At 38.9% G+C, this 24,722-nt stretch carries 26 protein-coding genes; 12 read left to right on the forward strand and 14 right to left on the reverse strand.

From position 1 onward, the window contains the following. Positions 1-5: 5 nt before the first annotated feature. Positions 6-2,279 (reverse strand): glycosyltransferase family 39 protein, encoded by a 2,274-nt coding sequence (locus tag LAV82_RS19680; RefSeq protein ID WP_499716766.1) that lies wholly within the window; start codon positions 2,277-2,279, stop codon positions 6-8. A 239-nt stretch (positions 2,280-2,518) separates the two neighbouring features. Here LAV82_RS19680 and LAV82_RS19685 point away from each other — a divergent pair, with 239 nt between their 5' ends. Continuing rightward, a complete protein-coding gene (locus tag LAV82_RS19685; RefSeq protein WP_057273082.1) occupies positions 2,519-3,091 on the forward strand; it encodes a GNAT family N-acetyltransferase in 573 nt (190 codons plus the stop codon). 68 nt (positions 3,092-3,159) lie between these two features. After that, positions 3,160-3,636, forward strand: coding sequence for a hypothetical protein (locus LAV82_RS19690; protein WP_499716767.1), 477 nt, complete (start codon positions 3,160-3,162; stop codon positions 3,634-3,636). Between the two features lie 153 nt (positions 3,637-3,789). On the opposite strand, the gene LAV82_RS19695 is transcribed toward LAV82_RS19690, so the two are convergent. The 3 genes from LAV82_RS19695 to LAV82_RS19705 form a co-directional block, all read right to left on the reverse strand. Further along, positions 3,790-4,662, reverse strand: a complete 873-nt coding sequence (locus LAV82_RS19695) for an STAS domain-containing protein (protein ID WP_499716768.1) — start codon at positions 4,660-4,662, stop codon at positions 3,790-3,792. A gap of 271 nt (positions 4,663-4,933) precedes the next feature. Then, positions 4,934-5,566 (reverse strand): LrgB family protein, encoded by a 633-nt coding sequence (locus LAV82_RS19700; protein ID WP_236019619.1) that lies wholly within the window; start codon positions 5,564-5,566, stop codon positions 4,934-4,936. Between the two features lie 29 nt (positions 5,567-5,595). Then, positions 5,596-6,000, reverse strand: a complete 405-nt coding sequence (locus LAV82_RS19705; protein ID WP_211078776.1) for a CidA/LrgA family protein — start codon at positions 5,998-6,000, stop codon at positions 5,596-5,598. 191 nt (positions 6,001-6,191) lie between these two features. Here LAV82_RS19705 and LAV82_RS19710 point away from each other — a divergent pair, with 191 nt between their 5' ends. Continuing rightward, on the forward strand, positions 6,192-6,623 hold the full coding sequence (locus LAV82_RS19710) for a MarR family winged helix-turn-helix transcriptional regulator (RefSeq protein ID WP_029321464.1): 432 nt from the start codon (positions 6,192-6,194) through the stop codon (positions 6,621-6,623). Between the two features lie 133 nt (positions 6,624-6,756). Continuing rightward, positions 6,757-7,011: a phospholipase gene (locus tag LAV82_RS19715; RefSeq protein WP_499716844.1), complete on the forward strand. Its 255-nt coding sequence runs from the start codon at positions 6,757-6,759 to the stop codon at positions 7,009-7,011. A gap of 36 nt (positions 7,012-7,047) precedes the next feature. Here the strand turns inward: LAV82_RS19715 and LAV82_RS19720 are convergent, their stop codons facing one another. Together LAV82_RS19720 and LAV82_RS19725 are read right to left on the reverse strand one after the other, a co-directional pair. Beyond that, positions 7,048-7,560 carry a GNAT family N-acetyltransferase gene (locus tag LAV82_RS19720; RefSeq protein WP_057274117.1) on the reverse strand — a complete coding sequence of 171 codons (513 nt, stop codon included), beginning with the start codon at positions 7,558-7,560 and terminating at the stop codon, positions 7,048-7,050. 114 nt (positions 7,561-7,674) lie between these two features. Then, positions 7,675-9,099 carry a phospholipase D-like domain-containing protein gene (locus LAV82_RS19725; protein WP_499716769.1) on the reverse strand — a complete coding sequence of 475 codons (1,425 nt, stop codon included), beginning with the start codon at positions 9,097-9,099 and terminating at the stop codon, positions 7,675-7,677. Positions 9,100-9,271: 172 nt separating this feature from the next. On the opposite strand from LAV82_RS19725, the gene LAV82_RS19730 reads away from it, so the two are divergent. After that, a complete protein-coding gene (locus LAV82_RS19730) occupies positions 9,272-9,538 on the forward strand; it encodes a hypothetical protein (RefSeq protein ID WP_029321458.1) in 267 nt (88 codons plus the stop codon). Between the two features lie 2 nt (positions 9,539-9,540). On the opposite strand, the gene LAV82_RS19735 is transcribed toward LAV82_RS19730, so the two are convergent. From LAV82_RS19735 to LAV82_RS19745, 3 genes are all read right to left on the reverse strand, one after another. After that, complete coding sequence (locus LAV82_RS19735) at positions 9,541-10,140, reverse strand: DUF3298 and DUF4163 domain-containing protein (protein ID WP_211078777.1); 600 nt, start codon at positions 10,138-10,140, stop codon at positions 9,541-9,543. A 110-nt stretch (positions 10,141-10,250) separates the two neighbouring features. After that, entirely contained in the window at positions 10,251-11,105 is an 855-nt protein-coding gene (gene folD, locus LAV82_RS19740) for a bifunctional methylenetetrahydrofolate dehydrogenase/methenyltetrahydrofolate cyclohydrolase FolD (RefSeq protein WP_211078778.1), read from the reverse strand. A 248-nt stretch (positions 11,106-11,353) separates the two neighbouring features. Further along, positions 11,354-12,754 carry an alpha/beta hydrolase gene (locus LAV82_RS19745; RefSeq protein ID WP_211078779.1) on the reverse strand — a complete coding sequence of 467 codons (1,401 nt, stop codon included), beginning with the start codon at positions 12,752-12,754 and terminating at the stop codon, positions 11,354-11,356. A 201-nt stretch (positions 12,755-12,955) separates the two neighbouring features. On the opposite strand from LAV82_RS19745, the gene LAV82_RS19750 reads away from it, so the two are divergent. Together LAV82_RS19750 and LAV82_RS19755 are read left to right on the forward strand one after the other, a co-directional pair. After that, positions 12,956-13,426, forward strand: coding sequence for a staygreen family protein (locus tag LAV82_RS19750; RefSeq protein WP_211078780.1), 471 nt, complete (start codon positions 12,956-12,958; stop codon positions 13,424-13,426). A gap of 52 nt (positions 13,427-13,478) precedes the next feature. After that, on the forward strand, positions 13,479-13,958 hold the full coding sequence (locus LAV82_RS19755) for a hypothetical protein (protein ID WP_064471612.1): 480 nt from the start codon (positions 13,479-13,481) through the stop codon (positions 13,956-13,958). Positions 13,959-13,991: 33 nt separating this feature from the next. On the opposite strand, the gene gltD is transcribed toward LAV82_RS19755, so the two are convergent. Further along, positions 13,992-15,473, reverse strand: a complete 1,482-nt coding sequence (gltD, locus tag LAV82_RS19760) for a glutamate synthase small subunit (RefSeq protein ID WP_057273080.1) — start codon at positions 15,471-15,473, stop codon at positions 13,992-13,994. Positions 15,474-15,489: 16 nt separating this feature from the next. Continuing rightward, entirely contained in the window at positions 15,490-20,043 is a 4,554-nt protein-coding gene (gene gltB / locus LAV82_RS19765; RefSeq protein WP_499716770.1) for a glutamate synthase large subunit, read from the reverse strand. 134 nt (positions 20,044-20,177) lie between these two features. On the opposite strand from gltB, the gene gltC reads away from it, so the two are divergent. Together gltC and LAV82_RS19775 are read left to right on the forward strand one after the other, a co-directional pair. After that, complete coding sequence (gene gltC / locus LAV82_RS19770; protein WP_013056801.1) at positions 20,178-21,080, forward strand: glutamate biosynthesis transcriptional regulator GltC; 903 nt, start codon at positions 20,178-20,180, stop codon at positions 21,078-21,080. A 160-nt stretch (positions 21,081-21,240) separates the two neighbouring features. Then, positions 21,241-22,311 carry a DUF3900 domain-containing protein gene (locus tag LAV82_RS19775; RefSeq protein ID WP_013056800.1) on the forward strand — a complete coding sequence of 357 codons (1,071 nt, stop codon included), beginning with the start codon at positions 21,241-21,243 and terminating at the stop codon, positions 22,309-22,311. A 71-nt stretch (positions 22,312-22,382) separates the two neighbouring features. Here LAV82_RS19775 and LAV82_RS19780 read toward each other — a convergent pair whose 3' ends face one another. After that, positions 22,383-22,562 carry an H-type small acid-soluble spore protein gene (locus tag LAV82_RS19780; RefSeq protein WP_499716771.1) on the reverse strand — a complete coding sequence of 60 codons (180 nt, stop codon included), beginning with the start codon at positions 22,560-22,562 and terminating at the stop codon, positions 22,383-22,385. 77 nt (positions 22,563-22,639) lie between these two features. Then, the gene (locus LAV82_RS19785; protein ID WP_211078782.1) at positions 22,640-22,999 is read right to left on the reverse strand and encodes a hypothetical protein; all 360 of its coding nucleotides are present in this window, start codon (positions 22,997-22,999) and stop codon (positions 22,640-22,642) included. Between the two features lie 220 nt (positions 23,000-23,219). Here LAV82_RS19785 and LAV82_RS19790 point away from each other — a divergent pair, with 220 nt between their 5' ends. The 3 genes from LAV82_RS19790 to LAV82_RS19800 all read left to right on the forward strand — a co-directional run bounded on the left by LAV82_RS19790 (position 23,220) and on the right by LAV82_RS19800 (position 24,159). After that, the gene (locus LAV82_RS19790; protein ID WP_013056797.1) at positions 23,220-23,528 is read left to right on the forward strand and encodes a flagellar hook-associated protein FlgK; all 309 of its coding nucleotides are present in this window, start codon (positions 23,220-23,222) and stop codon (positions 23,526-23,528) included. A gap of 141 nt (positions 23,529-23,669) precedes the next feature. Beyond that, positions 23,670-23,816, forward strand: a complete 147-nt coding sequence (locus LAV82_RS19795) for a hypothetical protein (RefSeq protein ID WP_013056796.1) — start codon at positions 23,670-23,672, stop codon at positions 23,814-23,816. A gap of 130 nt (positions 23,817-23,946) precedes the next feature. Next, entirely contained in the window at positions 23,947-24,159 is a 213-nt protein-coding gene (locus LAV82_RS19800; RefSeq protein WP_013056795.1) for a hypothetical protein, read from the forward strand. A gap of 60 nt (positions 24,160-24,219) precedes the next feature. Here the strand turns inward: LAV82_RS19800 and LAV82_RS19805 are convergent, their stop codons facing one another. Next, positions 24,220-24,654 carry a MerR family transcriptional regulator gene (locus tag LAV82_RS19805; protein ID WP_013056794.1) on the reverse strand — a complete coding sequence of 145 codons (435 nt, stop codon included), beginning with the start codon at positions 24,652-24,654 and terminating at the stop codon, positions 24,220-24,222. Positions 24,655-24,722 lie beyond the last annotated feature (68 nt).

The following is a 24,722-nucleotide window of genomic DNA, read 5'->3' on the forward strand; positions in this document are numbered from 1 at the left end:
CCTCCTTATTTAAGCGTTATTTCGTATAGTGTTCCGTTTCCAGATGGCCCTTGCTGAGCACTTGATAAAGTAGACTGCCACTTGGAAGAAGGAATCTCCTTACTATTTTCTTTAATCCACGTGATAACGTCAGATTGACCTCCCTTGCCCATTCCAGACAAGTAGAAATATTTCACTTCACCTTTTTTAATCATGGCTTTTAATTTACTTACCGTTAAAATTGGATCTGAACCGCTAAATCCACCCATTGCCATTACTGGCTTGCCCGTTTTGATAATGTAAGGCGCAGCTGAAGTTGAATCCGTTGTGGCAAATAAATATTTTTCACCTGTATTATTTTTTGTTAAATAGTTTAGTAGCTTTTGGTTTACTTCTACGTTCATCCCTCCACTTTTTCGTTTTGAAGATGATGATTTGCTTGAAAAGCTATTTGGCATTTGACTATTATTGGATGAACCGCCTGGCATTTGCATTTGACCACTGTTTGAAGAACCGCTTGGCGGCTGCATTTGACCATTATTGGACGAACCGCCCGGCATTTGACCGCCGTTCGATGAACCGCTTGGCGACTGCATTTGATTGTTCGATGATGAATTGCCGCTAGAGCTTCCTGGAGGTTGCATGCCGTTAAAGCCAGACTGTTTGCTATTTGTAGCTGTGCTTGGAGGTCCTCCCATACCGCTTGAAGAATCAGGACCTGCTGATGGAAGCATGCTATTTCCACCATAAATAATTGGTGTCATCGCCCAGTACGCCGGCATCGCAAGTAAGACAACCATCGCTGCGGCTCCTAGGTAGTTCGTCAACGAATTTTTACGCTGTTTACGAATAGCTAAAACAAGAGCTAAAATGACGCCCAGTGCTCCTACACCTGCAATTGGCGCTACGCCGATTGAGCTGACATAAGGAGACATAATATATACTTGAAGTGCTGCTGTCGTTAAAATACCACCTGGTAGCAGCCATGATTTCCAGTCATTATGCTGTTTGTACATGCTCCATAAAGCTACTGCTCCCGCTCCGGCAAATGCAGCGATTGGAGGTGCCAGCATAATTAAATAATACTGATGGAAAAATCCTGCGATACTAAAGAAGACAGCTACTGGTAGCAGCCATGCTAACCAAAATAAACTTTCTTTTTGTTTTGCCGTGTAAGGCCCTTTAAATTTTACTCCGGCAAATAAACCCACGATTGAAAAGATTACAAATGGTAATAACCAGCTGATTTGATCTGATAAACCTTTTTGGAATAGTCGGAAGGGACCAGGATTCCCCGTGTTAAACATTCCGTTTTGATTCCCTCCGCCTAGAGCCTGCATCTTTTGAGAAAAGCTGCTCTTTCTTTGATTTGAGCTTTGTGAAGAATCAGCACTTGAGTTACTATTTTGTTTTGTTTCACTGCTTGCTGTTTGCTGCTCAGTTTGAGCAGGCTGTTTATGACTGCTTCCCGTCACGCTTGTATTTCCAGTTAAACGATTGATACCGTTATATCCAAAAGCAAGCTCTAGAACTGAATTTGTTTGGCTGCTTCCCATATAAGGTCGCTTATCAGCAGAAGTTGAATCTACTACAACTGCCCATGAGACAGAAACGGCAAGCATCAGTGCAGTTGCTGTTGTTAAGAAAGCAATTTTCTTTTTCCACGTGATTTTGGTTGCCACTACATAGAAAACATAAAATGCTGGTAAAACCATGTATGCTTGAAGCATTTTCATGTTAAATGCAACACCAATCATCGCAAAAGACGCTAACACCCAGCCAAATTTAACCGTACGCACAGCACGAAACAACATCCATGTTGATAATAATAATGTAAATACAAGCATACTATCGATATTATTTGTTCGGCTTACCGCCGGTACGATTGGCGTCAGGGCCATGGCAAGAGCAGCAAACCTCCCAGCCCATACGCCAAACGTACGTTTTATGAGTACGTATAGTAAAAGGACTGAACCGATGCCCGCTAAGGCTTGCGGTAAAATGACGCTCCACCCGTGAAATCCAAATATTTTGGCGCTAATTGTCTGAATCCAAAACACAACCGGCGGCTTATCAATCGTTACGTAGCCTCCTGGATCAAAAGATGCGTAAAAGAAATTATGAAAACTTTGAAGCATACTTTTGACAGCTGCCGTGTAATAAGCGTTGGCGTATTCATCTGTCCAAATTTTAAATAAGTTCAAAAACGCTGCAATTAAAACGATTGGAACTAAAAATAAGTCTATTCTTTTTTTATTTGAAGTTCGTTCTTCTTTCACTTCACTGTTCATGTGTTTCATTTCACTCCTTCGTAATTTCTGACTTTAGTCTAACAAGCATCTGTGAACTGATTATGAACAGCAAAAATAATTTTTATTTTTTTAAAATCCATTTGACCTCTTACGCTCACCAATGAAATATTTTACAATTAAAGAATCAAGCACATGAAATAGAAAGCGTATTCTTGGAATGCTGCAGCTTCTATGAAACATTATTATCAACACTTCATCCACTTCTTGCTGAGAAAGGAGACAACTTTATGATTCAAGTAAAAGATATATACGGAAATTTACCCACACTAGAAACAGAAAGACTCCGCTTGCGGAAAGTTACCAAAAAAGATGTGCGTGACATGTTTGAATATGCCTCAAATGAAAAGGTAAGCAGATATGTAAATTGGGAAAAGCACCGAAAGCTTCAAGATACAAAAGAGTTTGTTTCCTTCGTTTTAAAACAGTACAGCAACCAATCCATTTCTCCTTGGGCTATGGAAATCAAAGCCTTGAAAAAATGTATTGGCACCATTGACTTTGTCACTTGGAACCCTCCCCATCGCATTGCGGAAATTGGCTATGCGATTTCTGAAGCATATTGGAATAAGGGATTTGTTACGGAAGCAGCTGAAAAAGTAATTGCGTTTGGATTTGAAGAAATGGATTTAGTCCGCATTCAGGCGAGGTGCTTTATTGAAAACGCTGCATCTGAGAAAGTGATGAAAAAAATCGGTATGTCTTATGAAGGAACGATTCGAAAAGCCATGTTTATTAAGGGAGCTCATCAAGACTTAAAGTTATATTCAATCTTGCGAGAAGAATATACACGCAACGCGTAGAAAATGTATAAAATACTTTCCATAACATAGGCTAACTTCAACACTAACTCTTCCTTTTGAGGTGAACAATGTTGGAGCAAGCAATTCAGCATTTAGACTTATCTCCACATGGTTTGTGGTTTCCGATTACCGTTAGTTTATGTTTATTTATTCTTGCCTTTGTTTTATTTAAACGAAAGCTAACTTGGCGAGATTTTTATATCACGTTTAGCGTAGTTGGATTTGTTGGATGGCTTTGTGATGTTATCATCACACGTGTTTTTAACGTGATTGATTTGGGAGATCCAAAAGTTACAGGACTTGGAGATATTCTAAGCTATACATTTATTCCACCTTCCCTTTCCGTTTTATTTTTGACTTACTTAACAGCTAAAAATAAATGGGTTTTATCACTTCTCTTTTGCGCTGGTTCACTACTCATAGAATACGGAATGATTAAAAGTGGCTATATGCATTTAAACGGCTGGTTTTTTATCTATTCAATAGTGGTATACTTACTCGTTTATGCTTTTGTGCTACCATGGCATATCGCATTTATTAAGTAAAAAAGCGGATGTTGATTAACATCCGCTTTTTTACTATACACTTACTTCCTATCCACTGAAATTCGTATTTCACAGCGAGTTTTAAAAGAATTGGAATAGTTACGTGTATAAAATACATTTCTAATTCTGGTGTCCCTGCATGTTCATAGTCTGTCATTTTATGTGACGTGATGACAGGTGCGTGGGTCTATGTTCTTCAGAACGTCTAAATCCAATTTTTAAAAGCGCTGCTTCTAAATTAGCTTCTGTTTTAATTTGATTAAAATTAATTCCTAATTTCACTACCGTTTGGGCAATTTCCGGTCGTATTCCCGTTATAATAGCTTCCACTCCTACCAATTTAAGAGCTTGATGAATTTTGAAAAGATTGTCTGCGACCATTGTATCGATAATTACAACACCTGAAATATCCAAAATAAGATAAGCTAATTGAAGACTTGTCCCTTTTTTCAAGCAGGTCTCCATAATAACCTGCGAGCGATGAGTATCAATTTCCCCAATAATCGGCATAATAGCGATGCCTTTGGTAACGGGTACAAGCGGAACTGAAAGTTCTTCTAATGACGTATAAGCTAAATTCATCATATATCGATTATGCTCATCGTAAATTTGTCCAAAAATACATGTTACCGTATCTAAAAGCGGATCGATTCGCTCACTGACGTGCAGCATAGTAATTGCGGCAAACTGATGCTCCTCTAGTTCTCTTGTAAATACATCCCAAATAACACTGCGATAGATTGGCAAGGTACCTAGCGCTTTTTCTAAAGGAATATTTTTTTCTACCGCATATTTACCGGTAGCAAGCGCCCACTCTTTAACAAGTTTAAGTACAGCCTCTTGCTCTTCAAATAGTACTCTTCCAAAATACTCCATAATGGACACTCGCCACTTCAAAATTTTCTTTTCTTTTAATTCCTCTGTACTTAAAGGATGTGTAGCATCTAAACGTTCTGCTAATTTTTCTGACAAGTTGTATTTATGTTCAATAATCTTTTTTCCTATATACACGAGCTCCTCTTTCATAAAATACGCTCAGCTCCTCTTTTTTGCTATTTTTACTGCGTATATAACCTTGACTAAGCCTTCTTACCCATCCGACAATTGACTAGCCTTCCTAAAAACAACAAAAAAGCGGTTATTTTATGAATTTTCTTTCTTTTTATTATAGTACCAGAAAAAGAGGCGTACAACTTAAAATTTGCTGCGGATAAAACTTATGCTTTCGTATAAAAAAACAATCCTGTTCCAATTGGAACAAGATTGTTTTTTTATATTCACTTTCTTTTACCTCACCTTACACTTGGAATAACCAGACAACAATAGGCCCAAAAACCGAGCCTAGTACAGCGCTTAACGTCATTGATACTGAACTCATCGATACCGTTAATTCACCGTATTCAAATGCTTTAGAAGTTCCTAAGGCATGAGAAGCGCTGCCTAGGGCAATGCCTTTTCCTAAAGAACTCTTAATACGAATCCACTTTAAAAGTAAAGGTCCAAGGATTACTCCCGAAAAACCTGCAATCATAACAAATACTACGGTCATGGATGGAACGCCCCCTAATCCCGTAGCAATTTGAATCGCAACCGGAGTAGTAATGGACTTAGGAATAATGGATAAAATCAGACTTCGATCAATGCCGAATACTTCAGCGAACACAAGTCCGCTAATCATACCTGCAAATAACCCTACAAATACCCCTCCGATAATAGGAACGCTGTATTTCACCAGCATCTCACGCTGTTTATAGAGTGGATACGCTAATGCGACAACGGCTGGTCCTAGAAGTGAATTAATCCATTTGCCTCCAATCATATACTCATCATAGGAAACATGAAAAGTAAGCAAAAGAAGAATAACGAATATGGTTGTAGTTAAAACTGGAATAAGAATTGGATAGGAGAACCGTACATATACTTTTGCCATGACTAGGTACAAAGCAACTGTAGCTACGATTATAAAGACCGCGATAAAGAATTCTTGCACTGTTGTTTCTCCTTTCGTTTGTTCGCTTTCTTTTCTAAAAGTTGGCTGGCAATCCCTGCGGCGGCCATCGTAACAATCGTACTAAGTACAATAATTAAAAACAAAACCGCTCCGCTGCTTGAAAGAAGCGAAGGATAATTCATCACACCCGCCATAGCTGGTATAAATAATAGCGGTAAAAAAGATAACAAGAAACTTGCTCCGTCTTCAATCACTTTGATGGGAACAATTTTGCACATTAAGCAAATAAGCATTAAGATTAAGCCTATAATACTTCCTGGAATAGGCAGGCGCAGCATATGGTGAACAGCTTCGCCAATCATAGAAAAAGCATAAAGAATCGCAATTTGTAGAATAATTCGTATCACTTTCATTATAGGTCACTGTCCTATAGATAAAGAACAGCTGTCCTCCTCTCTTTCTTTTGTCATGTTGTCTAACATTTTACTATATAAACATACTTTACTTTACCTACTTTTACTTGTACTATACAACTATATATACATTTGTATTATACAAGTATATATTTCTTTGTCAATGAATGATTTTGTAAGGAGCGATTATGATGCAAGAAAAGAATTCAATTGAATTGATTGAATATGAACTTACTACCTTTATTAGACGAGCCGTCTATCTTGATAATTCCGAAAATAAAATAGGAAACCTAGAAAGATCAGCGTATTTATTATTACGCCAGTTAGATGAATTTGGACCAGCTCGTGTAAAAGAACTAGCTGAAGCATTTAAACTCGACATTTCAACTCTTTCTAGACAAGCTGCTGCTTTAGAAAATAAACAGCTGATTTCCCGCTCCTCTGATCCTTCGGATGGACGCGTCAGTCTATTTGATATCACAGCACGCGGAAAACGAATGCTGCAAAGTGATAAACAAATGCGCCTTGAACGCTATCATAGTATGTTGAAGAAATGGTCCAGTGAAGAAAAAGAGCTGTTTGGCAAACTATTAATGCGGATGAATGACGCATTTATCGATTAAATAGAAAGCCCTAAAAAATTAGGCTGCTACTGCAAGGTGTTTGTCCCTGTCTCTTTTCCGTTTCTTGCATTTACTGTAAAGAGACTATTGAAAAGGATGTATGATTATGTCTGTTCCGAACAAAAGGAAAGCCATGCCCTGCCTTTTCCCCGGCTATAAATGGTGCGGCCCCGGATGCAGTGGTCCAGGATGCCCAGTAAATGATGTAGACTGCTGCTGTAAATACCACGATTTATGCTATGAAGATTACGGTTCATGCCGCTCATGTGATGAGCAATTTCTTAACTGTCTTTGCTCCAAAGCAAATCCATACAGCTTGAAAGGAAGACAGGCATACGCTATGTATACCTATATGCGACTGAAATTAGCTTTAAAACAATATGACTAAGCATAAAAGAGGTGAATTTAAAAATTCACCTCTTTTTTATACTATTTTATCCGTATGAATCCAAAAGCGCTGAACAACAGCTCCGTTTTCTTCTATATAATCCTCGTCTTGTATACCACCGTTTGCCAAAATAGTTTGACGAGAAGCGATGTTCCAATCATCGCACACTACTAATGCCCGTTGAACTCCTAGCTTTCTGATCTCTTGAAGAGATAACTTTAATAGCAGCTTTGCATACCCTTTTTTTCTTTCGCTTGGCCGAATACCATAACCTATATGCCCTCCGCTATTTCGAAGCAATTCACTTAGTTCATGACGGATATTAACTACGCCTATTACTCTTTCGTTATGCATTAGCCAATAGGTAGAATCGGGTACATATCCTTTTTTTAATCCAATACCTTTTTCTGCATTTATTAACTCTTGAATCATTTCTTCAAAGTGAGTAGGGTCTTTAGCAATTACCCACGGAATCATTTTTTCTCCGCTTGCTTTCCATTCATGATAAAAGCTCATATAAGCCTTTTTATAAGCTGCATCTGGTTTCATTAAAACGGCGGCTTCCACGTACCTTCCTCCCTTTTTATTTATTATGTTTATACTACCGATTTTTCCCAATAAATAAAAGAGGATAATTTACGTGATGTGTAAACTGTCCACTGTTTAAATAAATTCCTTAAAAAACCTTGTTACTTTTGCAAGGGCGTACAGGAAGGTTCGCTTCATGACAGGTTCTTCTTTCCTTTGGACGTCGGGAGATTTAATCCATCGCTTATGGTTGGCAATAAGGATACTTTTATCCATTTTGTTTTCCATCGCCATCGTCAACTTTTTTGCAAATTCTTGACTATCGATAATGACCATTGATTCATTATTCAAAAATGTAGAACGAGAATCTAAATTAAAAGAGCCTACGGCGCTGAGTCTTTGATCATAAATCACAGACTTTGCATGGATCGAATAAGGTCCTTGGTATTCGTAAAGCTTTACACCTGTCTTCATAATCTTATCACGCATACTTATATACCCGGAAAAAGCCAACACATTGGGCGTAGATTTAACTGAATTTGTGAGTAGCGTCCATTGAACAGCTGGATTCTTTTTCATTGCTATATACTTTCTCATCGCATTGGTTGGCACCACATAAGGACTTTGAATAAGAACAGAGCGGTTAGCTCCTTCTGCCAGGTTAATAAACGTTTTCCACATAAAAGGTCTTTTATTAAAGCGTTCAATTGGATTATGAATAAAAGAAACACGCTTTGTAGGAACGGTGGAAGCATTCCAATTAATCTTAGGCGTCGCAAACGTTTCTCCTACTTGCTTAGCTTTATCATATTGCTGCAGCAGCAAAGCTTTCATCCTCTTTCCCTGATCGACCTGGTACTGTGTGAGATGATAAAAAGCTTTTTTAGTGTAAGGATGAGCCCATAATTCATTTATATAATTTTGCATTTGAATGATGACGCTATCTTGTTTATGTTTGCTGTTTGTAATAAAGACATCACGATCATAGACGAATTCTGGAGGAAGCTTTTTAGCCAAATACTTGTCCCCTATATTCCGTCCCCCTATTATGCCTAGCTGTCCGTCTACAATCATTATTTTGTCATGCATACGATTTTGCCACACCCAAGGTTTAAACAATTGAAACGGTTCATAATACTTCACTTCAATATTAGGATGTGAAGCTAATGCGTAGAGCACGCCTCTTCGATTCCCTCGTAAGCCGTTAGCTATCCCATCTAAAAGAACGCGAGTATGGACGCCTCGATCAGCTGCTTTAAAAAGAGCGGCCATAATTAAATCAGTTGACTCTCCTTTTCCTATTGAGTAATATGCAATATCAATCGATTTCTCAGCTTCTTGAATCATTTGAATACGAACTCTTCCTGCCTCATATCCATCTTCGAGAAGTCTCACCCGGTCGGTGGACTCACTGTGACCAAAAAAGCTACCCGGTTTAATTGAGGTCGTTTCCTCTCCTGTTTTTAAAGGTACATAAAAGAGAACCACCGCCGTTATGACCACATACAAAATATATAGAGATAAAATAATAAGTAATCCTTTAAATGCTATTTTTATCATCGCAACTCCAGCTTTTTGTCTTTTTCTGTTATCGTTCACAAATAATGATCATTACATGCAAGGAACTGCTTCCTTAATTGCTTTGCGCGTTGTCTTTTTGACACATTTATTTTTTCTCATTCACTGTTTGTATAGTATGCTAGTACATATCATAGAAAAAAGGATGATGGTGATGGAGGAATATTCTTTTCGTTTTCATATTACAGATTCTTACCCTTTGCACAATGAAAACGATAAAATAGAAGCTGTTGTACGTACCAAAATCAAGCATGCGGACCGAGGATGCTTGTATGAGGGTTATCTTCGTGTTCATATCACTAAAGTCGGGGTATTTCCAGTAGCAAAAGATATTGCTGAAGCGATTAGCGTTCGTTCGCTTCGTCAGCAGTTAGCGGCCGAATTAAAAAGATACGTACGGCCGCACCGCAATTTTTTATAACTTTATCCAAACATTTGTCCAAGTGGACTTTCATCTTCAATAATATCTTGAATAGCATAGATAGAAATGGGAAAGTGAGGAATTCCATATACGTAAGGAGCCAGGTCGTACAGCTGATAAAAGAGCACAAGTGATTTATCGGCGATATAAAAATCTTGATCTGGTTTAATTCCTTTATATTCTCCAAGAACCATAATATCGCGCTCTTTTATTTGCTCTCCTACTATTTTAGAAAGAATGCTCACGTAATTACTGTCTTTTTTAAATAGATCTTTGAGTTGATACGTTTTTCCAGTCAGCACATTAAACGTTAACGGAACGACCACGGTCAATCCGTGCGCTCCCCCGGAATAAGCAAAATTAACAAGTGTTAAGCTGAGCACATTTCGCTCGTTTGTTTTCAACTCATAGTAACCCGTTTCTTCTGTATCCGGATTTTCTCCATATCCCTGCTGACGAATTAATTCATTCGTGCGCTGCAAAATTTTACGGTTCATGCTGTGCTGAACAGCTTGATTAGTCAAATGTACAACTGGATAATAAACGTTTAACTTTTTCTTCACCATTTGTTGAGAATATACGGTTGCAGGTAACGTAACCATCGCTTCCTCCTCTTTGTATACAGGTTGTTACATTCTATTCTTTTAGCATTCATTCCATTACTGAAGCAAAAAAATCCCGTGCATATACGCACAGGATTTTTAAATTTTTATTATTTTGCGTTATTAATTGTTTTAGCAGCGTCTACCGTATTTTTTAATAGCATTGTGATGGTCATTGGACCAACTCCGCCTGGTACTGGTGTGATATAACCTGCAACTTCTAAAGCCGCTTCGTAATCAACATCACCAACGAGTTTACCATTTTCCATTGTGTTACCTACATCAATTACAATGGCACCCGGCTTGATATCATCCGCTTTGATAAGTCTAGGTTGTCCTACAGCGGACACAAGAATATCAGCTTGTTTTGTTAAAGCAGATAAATCTTTTGTGCGAGAGTGAGCAATGGTTACTGTTGCACTTTCTTGAAGTAACAGCATGGATACTGGTTTACCAACAATATTGCTTCGTCCAATTACTACCGCATGTTTACCTGAAATTTCTTCACCTGAACGTTTAATTAACTCAACGATACCATGTGGTGTACATGGTAAATAGCACTCATCGCCAATAACCATATTCCCTACGCTTACTGGGTGGAAGCCATCTACATCTTTTTTAGGAGATACAGCATTTAATACTGCCTTTTCATCAATATGTTTTGGTAATGGAAGTTGAATAAGAATACCATGAACGGATGGATTTCCATTCAAGTGATGGATTTCGTTTAAAAGCTCTTCTTCAGTAATCGTTACGTCACGTTTGATAATTTCAGATGCAACACCGATTTCTTCACAAGCCTTTGCTTTCGCTCTTACATATGATTGCGAAGCAGGATTTTCTCCTACTAAAATCACGGTTAAACCAGGAACGATACCTTTTGTTTTTAATTGAGCTACCTCTTCTTTTAATGCGGCGCGCAGTTCTTGCGCTACTTCTTTTCCTTTAATTACTTTCGCTGTCATGATGTTTTTTGCTCCTTTCAACTGTAGCCATTTAATAAATGTACGAATTATAGTTATTAATCTAACACAAAAGTTCGGTTTTGTTCAATGTTTTTATTATTTTTATTTTAAATAGATGAAAATAAATAACAAATAACGTATATTCCGTTCTTATCGTACTATAATATTTTGTATTCACCAAAGCTGTTTTTATTCAAACGTTGCTTTTCCAAATTAAAAACCGCACCTTCGGCACGGTTTTCGGCGATTTATTTTTCTGTTGATATGCTTTTCTTTGTAGTCAACGGCAGCACGTCTTCCTCTGTTTTTAGATCCTTTACATGCATTTCCTTGAGAGGCGCACTTATTTTCTTATTTTTCGGAGGTTCTTCAAAATTCTCCACCCAATCACATAGCAATTCAAATCCTTGATACACATAAGGCAGGAGAGGCTGAAGCTTTCGATCTGGGTCAATTTGATGATTCCATACTAAGCTATCAATGTGGTTTCCATTTTCAATTACATAGTGACGATGAAGGTGCTGCTTACCAGAATCTTTTACCAGTTGTTCATAAGGATAAGCATGAATATCCGGAAAAATAAGAGCATCTAACGACCCTGTAATGCTTATCAACGGAGCGGAAATATCACCTGTATTTTCAATTTCACGAACTCTTCGCTTTACATCTTGGGGTCTTTCTTGATAATCATACTTTTCAAAAATAGAATCTAACGAACGATCTCTAACTCCATTTTCAAAAAGCGTCAAGTATTTTTGCCATGGAATGCTTCCAGGTGCTTGACTGTCAAACTCATCTCTATATATATTAAGCGTTAAAAACCAATAATACTGGTCATGATATGGCCATAAAAACTCAGATCCTTTTGGCAACCCTGCCTGATACAAACGGTGCAAAGCTTCTTTTTGCGATTCACCTACCGTGTACAGTGCTTCTTCGGCATGATTTACAACAGGTGTTAAGGAAGTAATTAAGTTATCGTGATCAGCTCGCCACATAACCCCTTCCCATTCAACACCCCCATTAAAAAGCTGAGGCTCTCCATTTTTTCCATCGTTTTCTAAAGCATAACGAACAACATAACCCCCGTTAGAAATACCTAACGCATACGTTTTTATATCAAAATATTCTGTCACTTCTTTTTGAAGTTTGTGACGATAATTTTCAAACAAAAATCTCTGAGCTATTTTTGTCACTTCTCGGTATTGAATATGCCATTTTCTAATGGAGTCTTCTTCTTTGACTAGAGCGTTCTTTGCTTTAGCAAATGGATCATCTCGCACTTCTTCTCCCTGAGTTCCTTTATCAGAAGCAGCAAACGCAAACCCTTTTGCCAACACATAGTCGCTGAACAGTAAATCCGTTGATTTCTCATCCCTGGTAGCTGGAACTCCTGACATAACTAACTTTCCATTCCAGTCATCAGGAATTCGAATGAGAAACTTACCACCATCAACTTCACCTTCTACTTGAACACCCGTTATTTCTTCAGGCTGATACATGTAATACCATCCATTTTTTTCTTCTTTTGTTCCCCAATAGATAGGAGCCAGCCCAATGTTCCCATAGGCAGTCGCTGCTTGAAATTGAAGAGGGTTTTTAGTCGTTAGCCAGTTTCCATACCTACCGTCAAACGTTGTGATATTCAAGTGATAACCTCCATTCATATTTGCTTTTGAAGACACTCTTGGGGACTGTACACGCATAATTTTAGTTAAATATTACCATTCATTTCTCAAAAAGTACATTAAAACGCCTTTCTTACAGAAAGAAAGTAGACATTTATCACAACTGAGCCCATAGCGCCGTATAATATTGAAATTTATTCAAAAAAAGGAGAGTCAATGACTATGAGTTCGTTTAATTCTTCAAAACTTTCTACGACTTTTATTCCCCCTGCTACTTCCTCCTATCCGGTTTCCGGAAGAAAATATACTCTTACTCATTCTGATACAACCGGTCAGCTTTTTTTAAGCATCGGATGCTCATATAACAACAAGGAGATAGATAAAAATATGCGTGATGAAGTACTGGCTGCTCTTCACGTAACAGATCGACAGGCAGTTATTCAAGGCGAAGTTTTTGTTAGCGGAGGCGAGTTCAGCCGCGAGCAAGCACAGCTTCGTTATCAGATTTTCCGTCGTGAACTCCCCCTTGCTTTAGAAGCAATGTTTTACGGAGACCAAGCGTTTTTTCAACATTATCCAGACTTGCTAAATACGCCGATTTACATTTATTTTGTATCGACTTATCAAGAATTTAGAGGGTGGTCCTATTATCAAACTCCTAAATTTTATTTAAAACAAACATGCAGCAGCTAGCACGCTAGTGCATAAACTAATGGCAAATGAACGAGGAAGGTGTGAATGTTTCATGTACAGTCAATGGGTTTACCCCTATATGCCGCGCTATTACCATCCAGTGGTTCCTACTACGAATGAAAATTATTTAGAACCTTATAGATACAATGAAGACTTATTTTCTTATATCCTGCATGAGGAAGAGGAAGTTAGATCTACACGCGATGTAGACAGAGTGATGAAAATTTTAAAACGCCAGTATCAGTCTATCTACAGAGATGCTCAACGAGGCGGGATGGATAGCAAACTAACAGAATACTTATTTCGTTCCATTGTAAGATTTGTTGATGATAACTATAACAGTTACAGCGGATCTATTAACGAACGCGTCGAAAAAGCCGCGCGACAGCTGAAAAAACGTGACCCCTGGATATTTGAACTTTTTAACTTATACAGCGTTTCCCCCGCTTCACAAGTTCGAATTACCAACACGATTTTAACCGTTTCATTTGAAAATTTACGTAGAGGAAATGAAGTACCAAATCCTAGATAAACAAAAAACCGCCACAATTGTGACGGTTTTTTGTTATGGTAATACAGTTGCTCCCATTAGATGGCTATCAACTTGTTTAGCTACTTCACGACCTTCATGAATAGCCCATACGATTAAACTTTGCCCACGACGAGCGTCACCAGCAGCAAAAACACCTTCAACATTTGTTTTGTAATTTCCATAGGCTGCATCTACGCGACGATTTTTCGTTTCAACACCAAACGCTGATAGAACCGGATGCTCTGGACCTTCAAACCCAATCGCAATAAAGACAAGCTGAGCTGGCCATACTTTTTCTGTTCCTGGAATTTCGGTAAAGATGTACTGTCCATTTTCCCCTTTTACTTTTTCCATTTGAACTGTATGAAGTTCCTTTAGATTGCCTTGCTCATCTGCCACGATTTTTTTCGTTTGAATTGAATATTCACGTGGATCGTCCCCAAATTTTGCCTGTGCTTCTTCATAAGCATATTCAAGATTAAATACATGTGGATATTCAGGCCACATATTATCTGCCGTACGCTCAGCAGGAAGCTGAGGATGTTTACCAAACTGAACAACGCTGCGGCATTTTTGACGAAGAGCAGTAGCTACACAGTCAGCTCCCGTGTCTCCGCCTCCAATAACAATAACGTCTTTTCCTTCAGCATCAATAAATTGACCATCTTTGAAGTTAGAGTCTAAAAGGCTTTTTGTTGAAGTTGTTAAGTAGTCCATTGCAAAGTGAACTCCTTTTGCTTCACGACCTTCTAATACTAGATCTCTTTGCTTCTGAGCTCCTGTACACAAAATCACAGCATCATATTGTTCTTTTAACTCTTCAGCAGTAATGTCTTTTCCAACTTCCGTATTCGTTATAAAATCAATACCTTCTTGCGTCAATAAGCGAACACGTCTTTCCACTACTTCTTTATCTAGCTTCATATTTGGGATTCCATATGTTAATAAACCGCCAGCACGATCAGCTCTTTCATATACCGTTACTGAATGACCCGCTTGGTTCAGCTGATCTGCGCTTGCTAAGCCTGCTGGCCCAGAGCCAATAACAGCAATTTTTTTGCCTGTTCTCTTCTCCGGAATACGCGGAGTAATCCACCCATTCTCAAAGCCTTTATCAATAATAGCGCGTTCGATATTCTTAATCGAAACCGCTGGATCTGAAATAGCAAGCGTACAGGAACCTTCACACGGAGCAGGACAAACTCGTCCTGTAAACTCCGGGAAGTTGTTCGTTTTCATTAAACGCTCTAAAGCTTCTTTCCAGCGTCCTTTATAAACTAAATCATTCCACTCTGGAATTAAGTTATAGATTGGACATCCAGAAGTAAAAGCATTAATATCCATTCCCATGTGGCAAAAAGGTGTGCCACAATCCATACATCGTGCCCCTTGACGGCTTAGCGCTTCATCAGATAAAGGAGCAGCATACTCTTTCCAATCACCTAAACGTTTTAACGGGTCACGTTCCTTCCCTTTTTCACGTTTGATTTCCATAAATCCTGTTGGTTTTCCCATCGTACTCTCCCCTTTCTTACTGAGCTACCGCTTCTTGTTGTTTTGCCGATGCTTTCTTTTCTTGTTTTGCATTTTCCTCAAACGCACTCATAGCTGCTTCTTCTTCCGTTAGTCCAGCTGCTTTTTGCTCTTCAATGCGATTCATCATGCGTTTATAATCATTCGGAATCACTTTTACAAATTTTGAAAGTGATTGTTCCCAATTTTCCAAGACAAATGCTGCTTTATGACTGTTCGTATATTTCAGATGATTTGAAACCATCTCTTTTACTTCTTCTGCTTCTTCGCCTTTTAAGCCCTCAAACCCAATCATGTCTTTATTACAAAGGTTTTTGAATGCTTCTTGATCATCAGCAAATACGTAAGCAATACCGCCTGACATTCCTGCACCAAAGTTTTTACCTACATCGCCTAATACGACAACACGTCCGCCAGTCATATATTCACAGCCATGATCGCCAATTCCTTCAACCACTACGTTCACACCGCTGTTACGAACTGCAAAACGTTCCCCTGCTAGCCCGCTAACATAGGCTTCACCGCTTGTTGCACCGTAAAATGCAACGTTCCCGACGATAACATTCTCACCTGACACAGCTGTTGTTTCCTTAGGTGGAGCAACAATGATTTTACCTCCTGATAAACCTTTTCCGATATAATCATTTGCATCTCCAGTTAGATACATAGACATTCCTTTTGGAACAAACGCACCAAAACTTTGTCCTGCAGAGCCAGTGAATCGAAGAGTAATCGTATCTTCTGGCAAACCTTTCTCACCGTAACGTTTTGTAACTTCACTTCCCACAATTGTGCCAGCTACACGGTTAATATTAGAAATTGGAAGTTCTAACTCGACTTGATACTTATGCTCGATTGCTTGCTGTACCGCAGGCAAAATCTTTTGCATATCAAGAGATTCGTCAATTTTATGATTTTGAGGTGTTTTAAAGGTACGTACACCTTCAGCTTGATATAAAAGAGTTGTTAAGTCTAAGTGCTGAGCCTTCCAGTGATTTTTTGCACGTTCGCTAACGCTTAATACGTCTGTACGTCCAACCATTTCATCCACTGTTTTAAATCCAAGTTCAGCCATAATTTCGCGCACTTCTTGTGCAACAAATTTCATATAGTTAACGATGTGGTCCGCTTCTCCCAGGAACTTTTTACGAAGCTCTGGATTTTGCGTTGCCACTCCAACTGGGCATGTATCTAAGTGACACGCACGCATCATGATACAGCCTAAAACAATTAAAGGCGCCGTAGCAAAACCAAACTCTTCTGCTCCTAGAAGTGCTGCCATGACTACATCTTTACCCGTCATTAATTTCCCGTCTGTTTCAAGCACTACTTTTTCACGAAGACCGTTTAACATAAGCGTTTGATGAGCTTCTGATAAGCCAAGTTCCCACGGTAGTCCAGTATGTTTAATACTTGTTTTTGGAGATGCTCCCGTACCTCCGTCGTAACCGCTAATGACAATAACATCCGCTACTCCTTTTGCTACTCCGGCAGCAATCGTTCCTACACCTGCTTTTGAAACGAGCTTGACGCTGATTCGTGCATCACGGTTTATATTTTTCAAGTCATGAATAAGCTGCGCTAAATCTTCAATCGAATAAATATCGTGGTGTGGAGGAGGTGAAATTAAGCCTACTCCTGGCGTTGATCCACGCACATCTGCCACCCATGGATATACTTTGTTTCCTGGAAGCTGACCGCCTTCTCCAGGTTTTGCACCTTGTGCCATTTTAATTTGAAGCTCATCCGCATTCACAAGGTAGTGACTTTTCACCCCAAAACGCCCAGAAGCGATTTGTTTAATCGCACTGCGGCGATTATCTCCATTCTCATCCAGAGTGTAGCGGCTAGGATGCTCGCCACCTTCTCCACTGTTGCTGCGTGCCCCTAAACGGTTCATCGCAATCGCTAATGTTTCATGAGCTTCTTGACTTAAAGATCCAAACGACATAGCACCTGATTTAAAACGTTTTACAATCGAATCAACTGATTCTACTTCATCAATGGAGATAGATGAACGCGATCCATTAAACGAGAACAGATTGCGCAAGAAACCGATGCGTTCTTCATTAGCCGATTCAGAGAATTTTTTAAATAAGCTGTAATCTCCCTTACGGCAAGCCCACTGCAGCGTGTGAATTGTTTTTGGATTAAACGCATGATGCTCGCCCGTGTGTCTCCACTGGAAGTCACTTCCTGATTCTAACGTTTGCTCAATTGTTTCAACATAAGCATTGTCATGACGCGTTTTTGCTTCTTTTGCAATAACATCTAAACCGATACCGCCAAGCTGCGAGGCAGTACCTGTAAAATATTGCTCGATAACCTCTGCACTGATTCCAACTGCTTCAAAAATTTGTGCGCCCCGATAACTTTGCACCGTTGAAATACCCATTTTAGACATTACTTTTACGACACCTTCAGTAACGGCTTTTACATATTTCTCAACAGCATAATCATACGATACGTTCAACGTACCTGCGTTAATTTCATTTTGATATGTTGCAAAAGTAAGATATGGATTAATTGCGTCTGCGCCGTAACCAATCAGCGCTGCAAAATGATGCACTTCACGCGCTTCTCCCGTTTCCACTACAATGCTCGCCTTTGTACGGTTTCCTTTTCGCACTAGGTGCTGGTGCAGCCCGCTGACCGCTAATAAAGCTGGAATAGCTACGGATTGAGCTCCCGCTTCACGGTCTGTCAGAACAAGAATGCTAACACCTGCGTTAATTGCCGCTTCAGCTTCAGCAAATACGCGATCAAGATCTGCTTTTAAATCATTTGTAAATACAGCAGATATAACGGCACTTTTGAAATCTGGATGAATGGCAGACTTCAGCTGATCAGTTTGATCGTTTGTTAAAACCGGCGTCTCAAGCTGAATTCGATGAATGTTTTCTTTGGTTGGATGCAGTAGATTCCCTTCTGCACCAAGCAATGTCATTGTCGATGTAACCAACTGTTCACGAATAGCATCAATCGGTGGATTCGTTACTTGAGCAAATAGCTGCTTAAAGTAATTGAACAGCGATTGAGGACGATCAGACAACACGGCTAATGGAGTATCGTTCCCCATTGAACCAAGCGGATCTTTTCCTTCTGTAATAACTGGAACTAAATATTTATGAATATCTTCATACGTGTAGCCAAATGACTTCTGGCGAATGACCAAATCATCGAAGTATTCAGATTTTTCTTCTTGCACTTCTGGCAACGTTACCAGCTGTTCATCTAACCACTCTTGATAAGGCTCAGCCTGTGCCATTTCAGATTTAATTTCTTCGTCTGAAATAATTCGGCCCTCCTCTAAATCGATTAGAAGCATTTTACCTGGGCTTAAACGATCTTTATATAATACATTTTCATCTTCAACATCAATGACGCCTACTTCTGATGAAAGTATGATGTAATCATCTTTTGTAACATAATAGCGAGCTGGACGTAAACCGTTACGGTCTAGAATAGCACCGATTTGCTTTCCATCCGTAAACGAAATAGCAGTCGGACCATCCCATGGCTCCATTAATGCGCTATGATACTCATAGAAAGCACGTTTTTCTTTTGACATGTGCGGATTTTCAGACCAAGGCTCTGGAATAAGCATCATCGCTGCATGCGCTGGCTTGCGGCCGGCCAATACAAAGAACTCTAGCGCATTATCTAACATGGATGAGTCGCTTCCTTCAGCATCTAAAATTGGAAGAACCTTCGGCAAATCCTTACCGAATGCGTCCGAAACAAACTGCTGTTCACGTGCTCTCATCCAGTTTTGATTACCGCGAAGCGTATTGATTTCACCGTTATGAATTAAATAACGGTTTGGATGTGCTCTTTCCCAGCTTGGGAACGTGTTTGTGCTAAAGCGAGAATGCACTAAAGAAAACGCTGAAGTAAAGTCTTCATCTTGTAGGTCAAGATAAAAAGCATCAACTTGCTCAGGCGTTAATAACCCTTTGTACACAATTGTTCTACTTGAAAGACTCGTAAAATAAAAACGGTTTTGACGCGCCTGCGCCCAATTTTCCGCTTGCTTACGAATAACATATAGCTTGCGTTCAAACGCTAAGTCATCTTGAATACTGTCATTTGCCCCAATAAATACTTGTCGTACGTACGGACAGCTTTCTTTTGCGACTTTTCCGATTTTTCCGACATTTACAGGTACAGTTCTCCAACCTAGTAACGTTTGTCCCTCTTCTTCAATTAATTTATTAATATAAGCTTCGATTTCTCGACGCTCGTCTTCATTATTTGAGAAAAAGATCATTCCAACTCCATAACGACCTTTTTCTGGCAAGTTCAATTCAGCGCATGTCTTTTTAAAGAACGCGTGTGGAATTTGTACCATTAATCCAGCTCCATCTCCTGTTAGCGGATCGCTTCCCTGTCCGCCTCGATGGTCAAGCTGGCAAAGCATATTTAGTCCTTTTTTAACGATATCATGTGACGCTACGCCTTTCAATTGAGCGTATAGTCCGATTCCACATGCATCGTGCTCAAATTCAGGACGGTAGAGACCTTGAGCTTTTGGCATTTGATTGTATGTCATCTTCTTCTCCCCCGTTCGTTTTCTTTATCTTTTTAAGATCACCTGTTTACATTGTAAGTTTTCAAATCAATATAAACAATATATAATTTAGATAAAACTAATCTAATTTTGATATATATAGATGGAGGATGCCTATGGAACTGCGTCAATTACGCTATTTTATGGAAGTTGCAAAAAGAGAACACGTATCTGAGGCGGCAGAATATCTTCATGTAGCTCAATCAGCGATCAGCCGTCAAATCGCGAACCTGGAGTCTGAGCTAGGTGTTAGTTTATTCAAACGCGAAGGAAGAAATGTCAAGTTAACAGCAATAGGAAAAGTCTTTCTTGAGCATACGGAGACGGCTATGAAAGCTATTGACTATGCGAAAGAACAAATTGATGAATACCTGGATCCTGAAAGAGGAACGATTAAAATCGGATTTCCAACAAGCCTTGCCAGTCACCTTCTTCCTACTATTATATCAGCCTTTAAAGAAGAACACCCAAATGTTGCTTTTCATCTTAGACAAGGTTCGTATAAATTTTTAATTGAATCGGTTAAAAAAAGAGATATTAATATCGCTTTTTTAGGCCCTGTACCTGTAGAGGACCAGAGTATAGAAGGGCATATTTTATTCACTGAAAATCTTTTAGCCCTTGTTCCTTCTCATCATCCGCTCGCTGAACGGGATAACATTCGGCTGCGGGATTTAAGAAATGAAGATTTTGTGCTATTTCCAAAAGGATTCATTTTACATAAAATGGCCTTTGACGCTTGCAAACAAGCAGGATTCATGCCCAATATTTCATCTGAAGGAGAAGATTTAGATGCGATTAAAGGTCTTGTATCCGCAGGAATCGGCGTCACGCTTCTTCCTGAAAGCACAGTGTCTGAAACGACTCCTCGTTTTACGACTAAACTTCCTATTCATACGCCGCAGCTTCAGCGTACAGTCGGGATGATTATTCCTCGAAATCGTGATTTAGCACCTTCTGATAAAATTTTTTATAAGTTTGTCAAAACCTTTTTTGAACGGTTGGAGCAGTATAAATAAGAGAGGCCCCCTGCCTCTCTTATTCTTTGCTTTATACACTATTCCTCAGCAGATCAATTGTATAAATAGATCTTCTTCCCCTAAAGCTAACAGGCATTGACGCTTACCGGACTCTTTCTTATACTGAAGTAACTGACTAAAAAGAAACAAGGTGACTGCTATGGATTTTAAAATTAATTTTTTATCATTTTACGTAATACAAGTAGAAGGAAAAGAAGAACAGGCCTCTAAACAATATAAGCATTTTCAAACGCTTGATACGGAAGAATATGAAGAAAGTTCGATTAAAGATTTTTTAGACGGTGAATTTAAAAAAATTGTAAAGCGTAAAGTAGAACGACACCCCAAAGCAGAACAAGTGCCTACAAAGCTCGGGTATTTTATAGTTGAACCAGGACACGCTCTCGACTCAAACCCTAATTATAATTTATTTCACCGCACTCGTTTTGCCACAACCAAAGAAGAATTTGAAGAAAATAGCGAACAGTTTATCAATGCATACCTTGATACTGCAGCCGTTCGAGGAGGAGCATTTTTAGTTGTATCCGCTGTTCCAAGAAAATATTTTGATCATGCTTTTGTGTTTATTTTAAAATGTGACTTCGAACCAAAAGTGGCTTCAATTTCAGATGAATCAACCCTTATTCGTCACGTAGAAATGGCAATTACTACTAAAAACATGAAATCTATTCAATACCCCTACATGCCTGAAGAAGGAATGGTCGAAGAAAGTGAACTTGTCATCCACCAAGCATCTCACGCCCGTTATTTTGAAGACTTCTTAAAATTCATTGACTACAACGAGCCGATGCCTGAGATTATGAAAACACAAGTGATGGATATGGTGCGTGAACACGTCAGCGAAACGTTTGAAGCAGAAAGCGTAGAACTTGAACAGTTTGAATCGGACATGGAACTGTGGGCAACAAGTGAAAAGCGTGAGCTTCAAGAACGTTTGGATACGCATCAAGTTATGGAAGCTGCTGCTCATATCGTCGAGCATACGCCTGATGCCGAGCTAAAAATGAAGCTTGGCGAAACAGAGATTAAAGGGCTGTTAGCTGATTTCGGGGAAAATATTCACTTAGCGAAAGTGAACGGACGCTACGTGGCTTTAATTGAAGCGGAATCGATTCTGTTTGAAAAAGGCGCTTCCCCGATTGAGTTTCATAAGCCCGATGATTTGCATGGAATTATTGAAAAGATCAGCAGTAAGAAATGGGAAGAATAAATAAAAGCCAGAGAGTAAAACATAGCTCTCTGGCTTTTATTTAACTGAAAAACCAGCTCTATTTATCCACCTTAATTCTCTACTAATTGGCTCACGGAAACATTTTGTTCATTTTCTGGCTGACCTAGCGGATAAATTCTTACCGTATCATTTTCTTCGCTTACATGTTGAATATAAACGGCCGTATCGTTATACGTAACTTTAGCCATAACGGGTGAATCAGCAATTTGTTTTGCTCGCTGCTTGTCCACGTTTCTTCCCCCCTCTATGCCGATATACATATAAGGTTTACTCAAAGAATAGATGCTATTCGCCCCCTAGAGCAGTTCTACCGTTTTTTAGCGGTGCGGTAACCAAGGTAAAAAATGAAAGAAGTATAGCTAATGAATGCAGCTCCAGCCAGCAAGAGCATTTTGTGATGATGCCAAAGGGCCGCATATGTTTTGATGAAGATTCCCTTTGTAAGTAAAATATATTGATACACAATAAAAGCAACCACTAAAGCAAGAAACAGCACTCGAAACAAACGAATGAAATCAATGTTAGATAAAATGGAAGCAACTTTTACCCAGGGCGATGTAGGAGGCTGCGCTTTTTTAGCGCTTCGGCTCTTCGACTTTTGTTTCTTTGCAGGCGGAGCTTTTGATTCTTCTATTTTAGGTGCTGGTTTTTGTTTTCCTTGAGCCATTAGTCACTTTCCCTCTTTCTTAAATAAAGTGTCTAAAAAAGAAGCTTTTCTATTTTGCATATTCAAGAAAGGAGCGGCTATCTCCTTTTGACTTTTAAAAATACTTTCCTTTTTTAAATACAGAATGTCTTTAGGTATGTGCCTATAGCATTTTTCTTATCTTCGCATACGTTATATCGTGTTTGATTTGAAATTACTATTTAAAAGGAGCGATGCCCTAATGAACCCTTATTATTTCAACCCTGGATACATTCCTCAGCAAGTTGATTACTCAGTTCAACAATACTATCCCCCTTACGTACCACAGCATGAAGAATACGATGAAAGACAGCAGCTTCAAAATCTTGGAGGATTTGAACGAAGAATTCGTGCCCTTGAGAGACAAAATGAGGAGCAAGTCAGAGAAATTACTCGTTTAAATCGAGTTGTGGAGCGACATACTGATCGTATAAACAGATTAAATCAGCGCTTACGCAATGTAGAAAGAAGACTTAACATTCCATTTACAGCAAGCCAGGACGGATTTTAAACTCACCTTAAGCATTCCCGTTTCTTTTGAGCGAGAATGCTTTTTTACATGTCTTCCGTCGTTTTTGATAGCACAAAGGATATTTGATTAAACTTTACATAAAATAAAATTTGACTATGAAAAAGAAAAGGAGAAAATCACATGAAATCCCCTGTTGTTATTTGTCCTAACTGTCATTCTCAAAAAGAGCTTGCTACCGTTTTAACTGCTCAGTCCAATCAAAACGTTATCTATACATGCTCAGCTTGCGGATATAAGCTGACAAACATTAAAACAAGCAAAGGATAATAAGTATCTCTCACCTCACTTAGTACCTATACTCAATACGTTCCTTCTGTCCACATACAAAAATTAACGTTTACGTAAATGTTATTAATTTTGTATACTAATAGTATTATGGGAAAGGGAGTTGAAGAAGTTGAAGTTTAAAATGAAGGAACGCGGGCAGCTGCATTTGAGTCCCGAAGGAAAACAATTGATTTTAGACTTGTACGAATCAAATATGATGGAATCTGTAAATGAAGCTTTGGATGCTGAAACAAGAAGCTTTCACAGTGGAAAAGCCGATGGGATACAGGCTATTCTACTTCTTTTAGGAGTACAGCTAGAAGAAAACACTTCACAATCATAAATGAATGCCCTATAAAAACCGTAAAAGCAGACGCACTCTTCTGGTGAATGCGCCTGCTTTTTATGATTCTTCCTGCTCAAATTTTACAATTGCAGTCTTAGCACGATCTCTCAGTGACAGAAGATCAGACTCTACTTTTAAGATATTTTTCTTTTTCTGTTCAATCAGCTTGAGCTGCTCTTCTACCGTATGTAACACTTGCTCTAACTTTTCTTTTTGTTGACTTGTTCCTTTCACTTGCCTATAATCCATCTTTTGTATTTCAAGAGTATCACTTAAAGCAAGAAATTCCTGTAATTCTTGAAGCGAAAAACCCATGACTTCTTTGGCATTCGTAATTTTCTTTAAAAATTCTACATGTTCTTCGGTGTACAGACGAAATCCACCTTCACTTCTTGGAGGTGCTGGCATCAGTCCAATTTGTTCATAATAACGAATTGTACGTTTTGTTAAACCGCTTTGCTTCGCTACATCATCTATTTTTAGTTCACTCATTTTTAAATCCCCTTTAATCAATTCACAATGTCAACTTTTCATACTTGTTACTATTATACACTAACGCT

This window comes from Bacillus sp. ILBB4 (genome assembly GCF_035064545.1).
Taxonomy (GTDB): Bacteria; Bacillota; Bacilli; order Bacillales; family Bacillaceae_H; genus Priestia.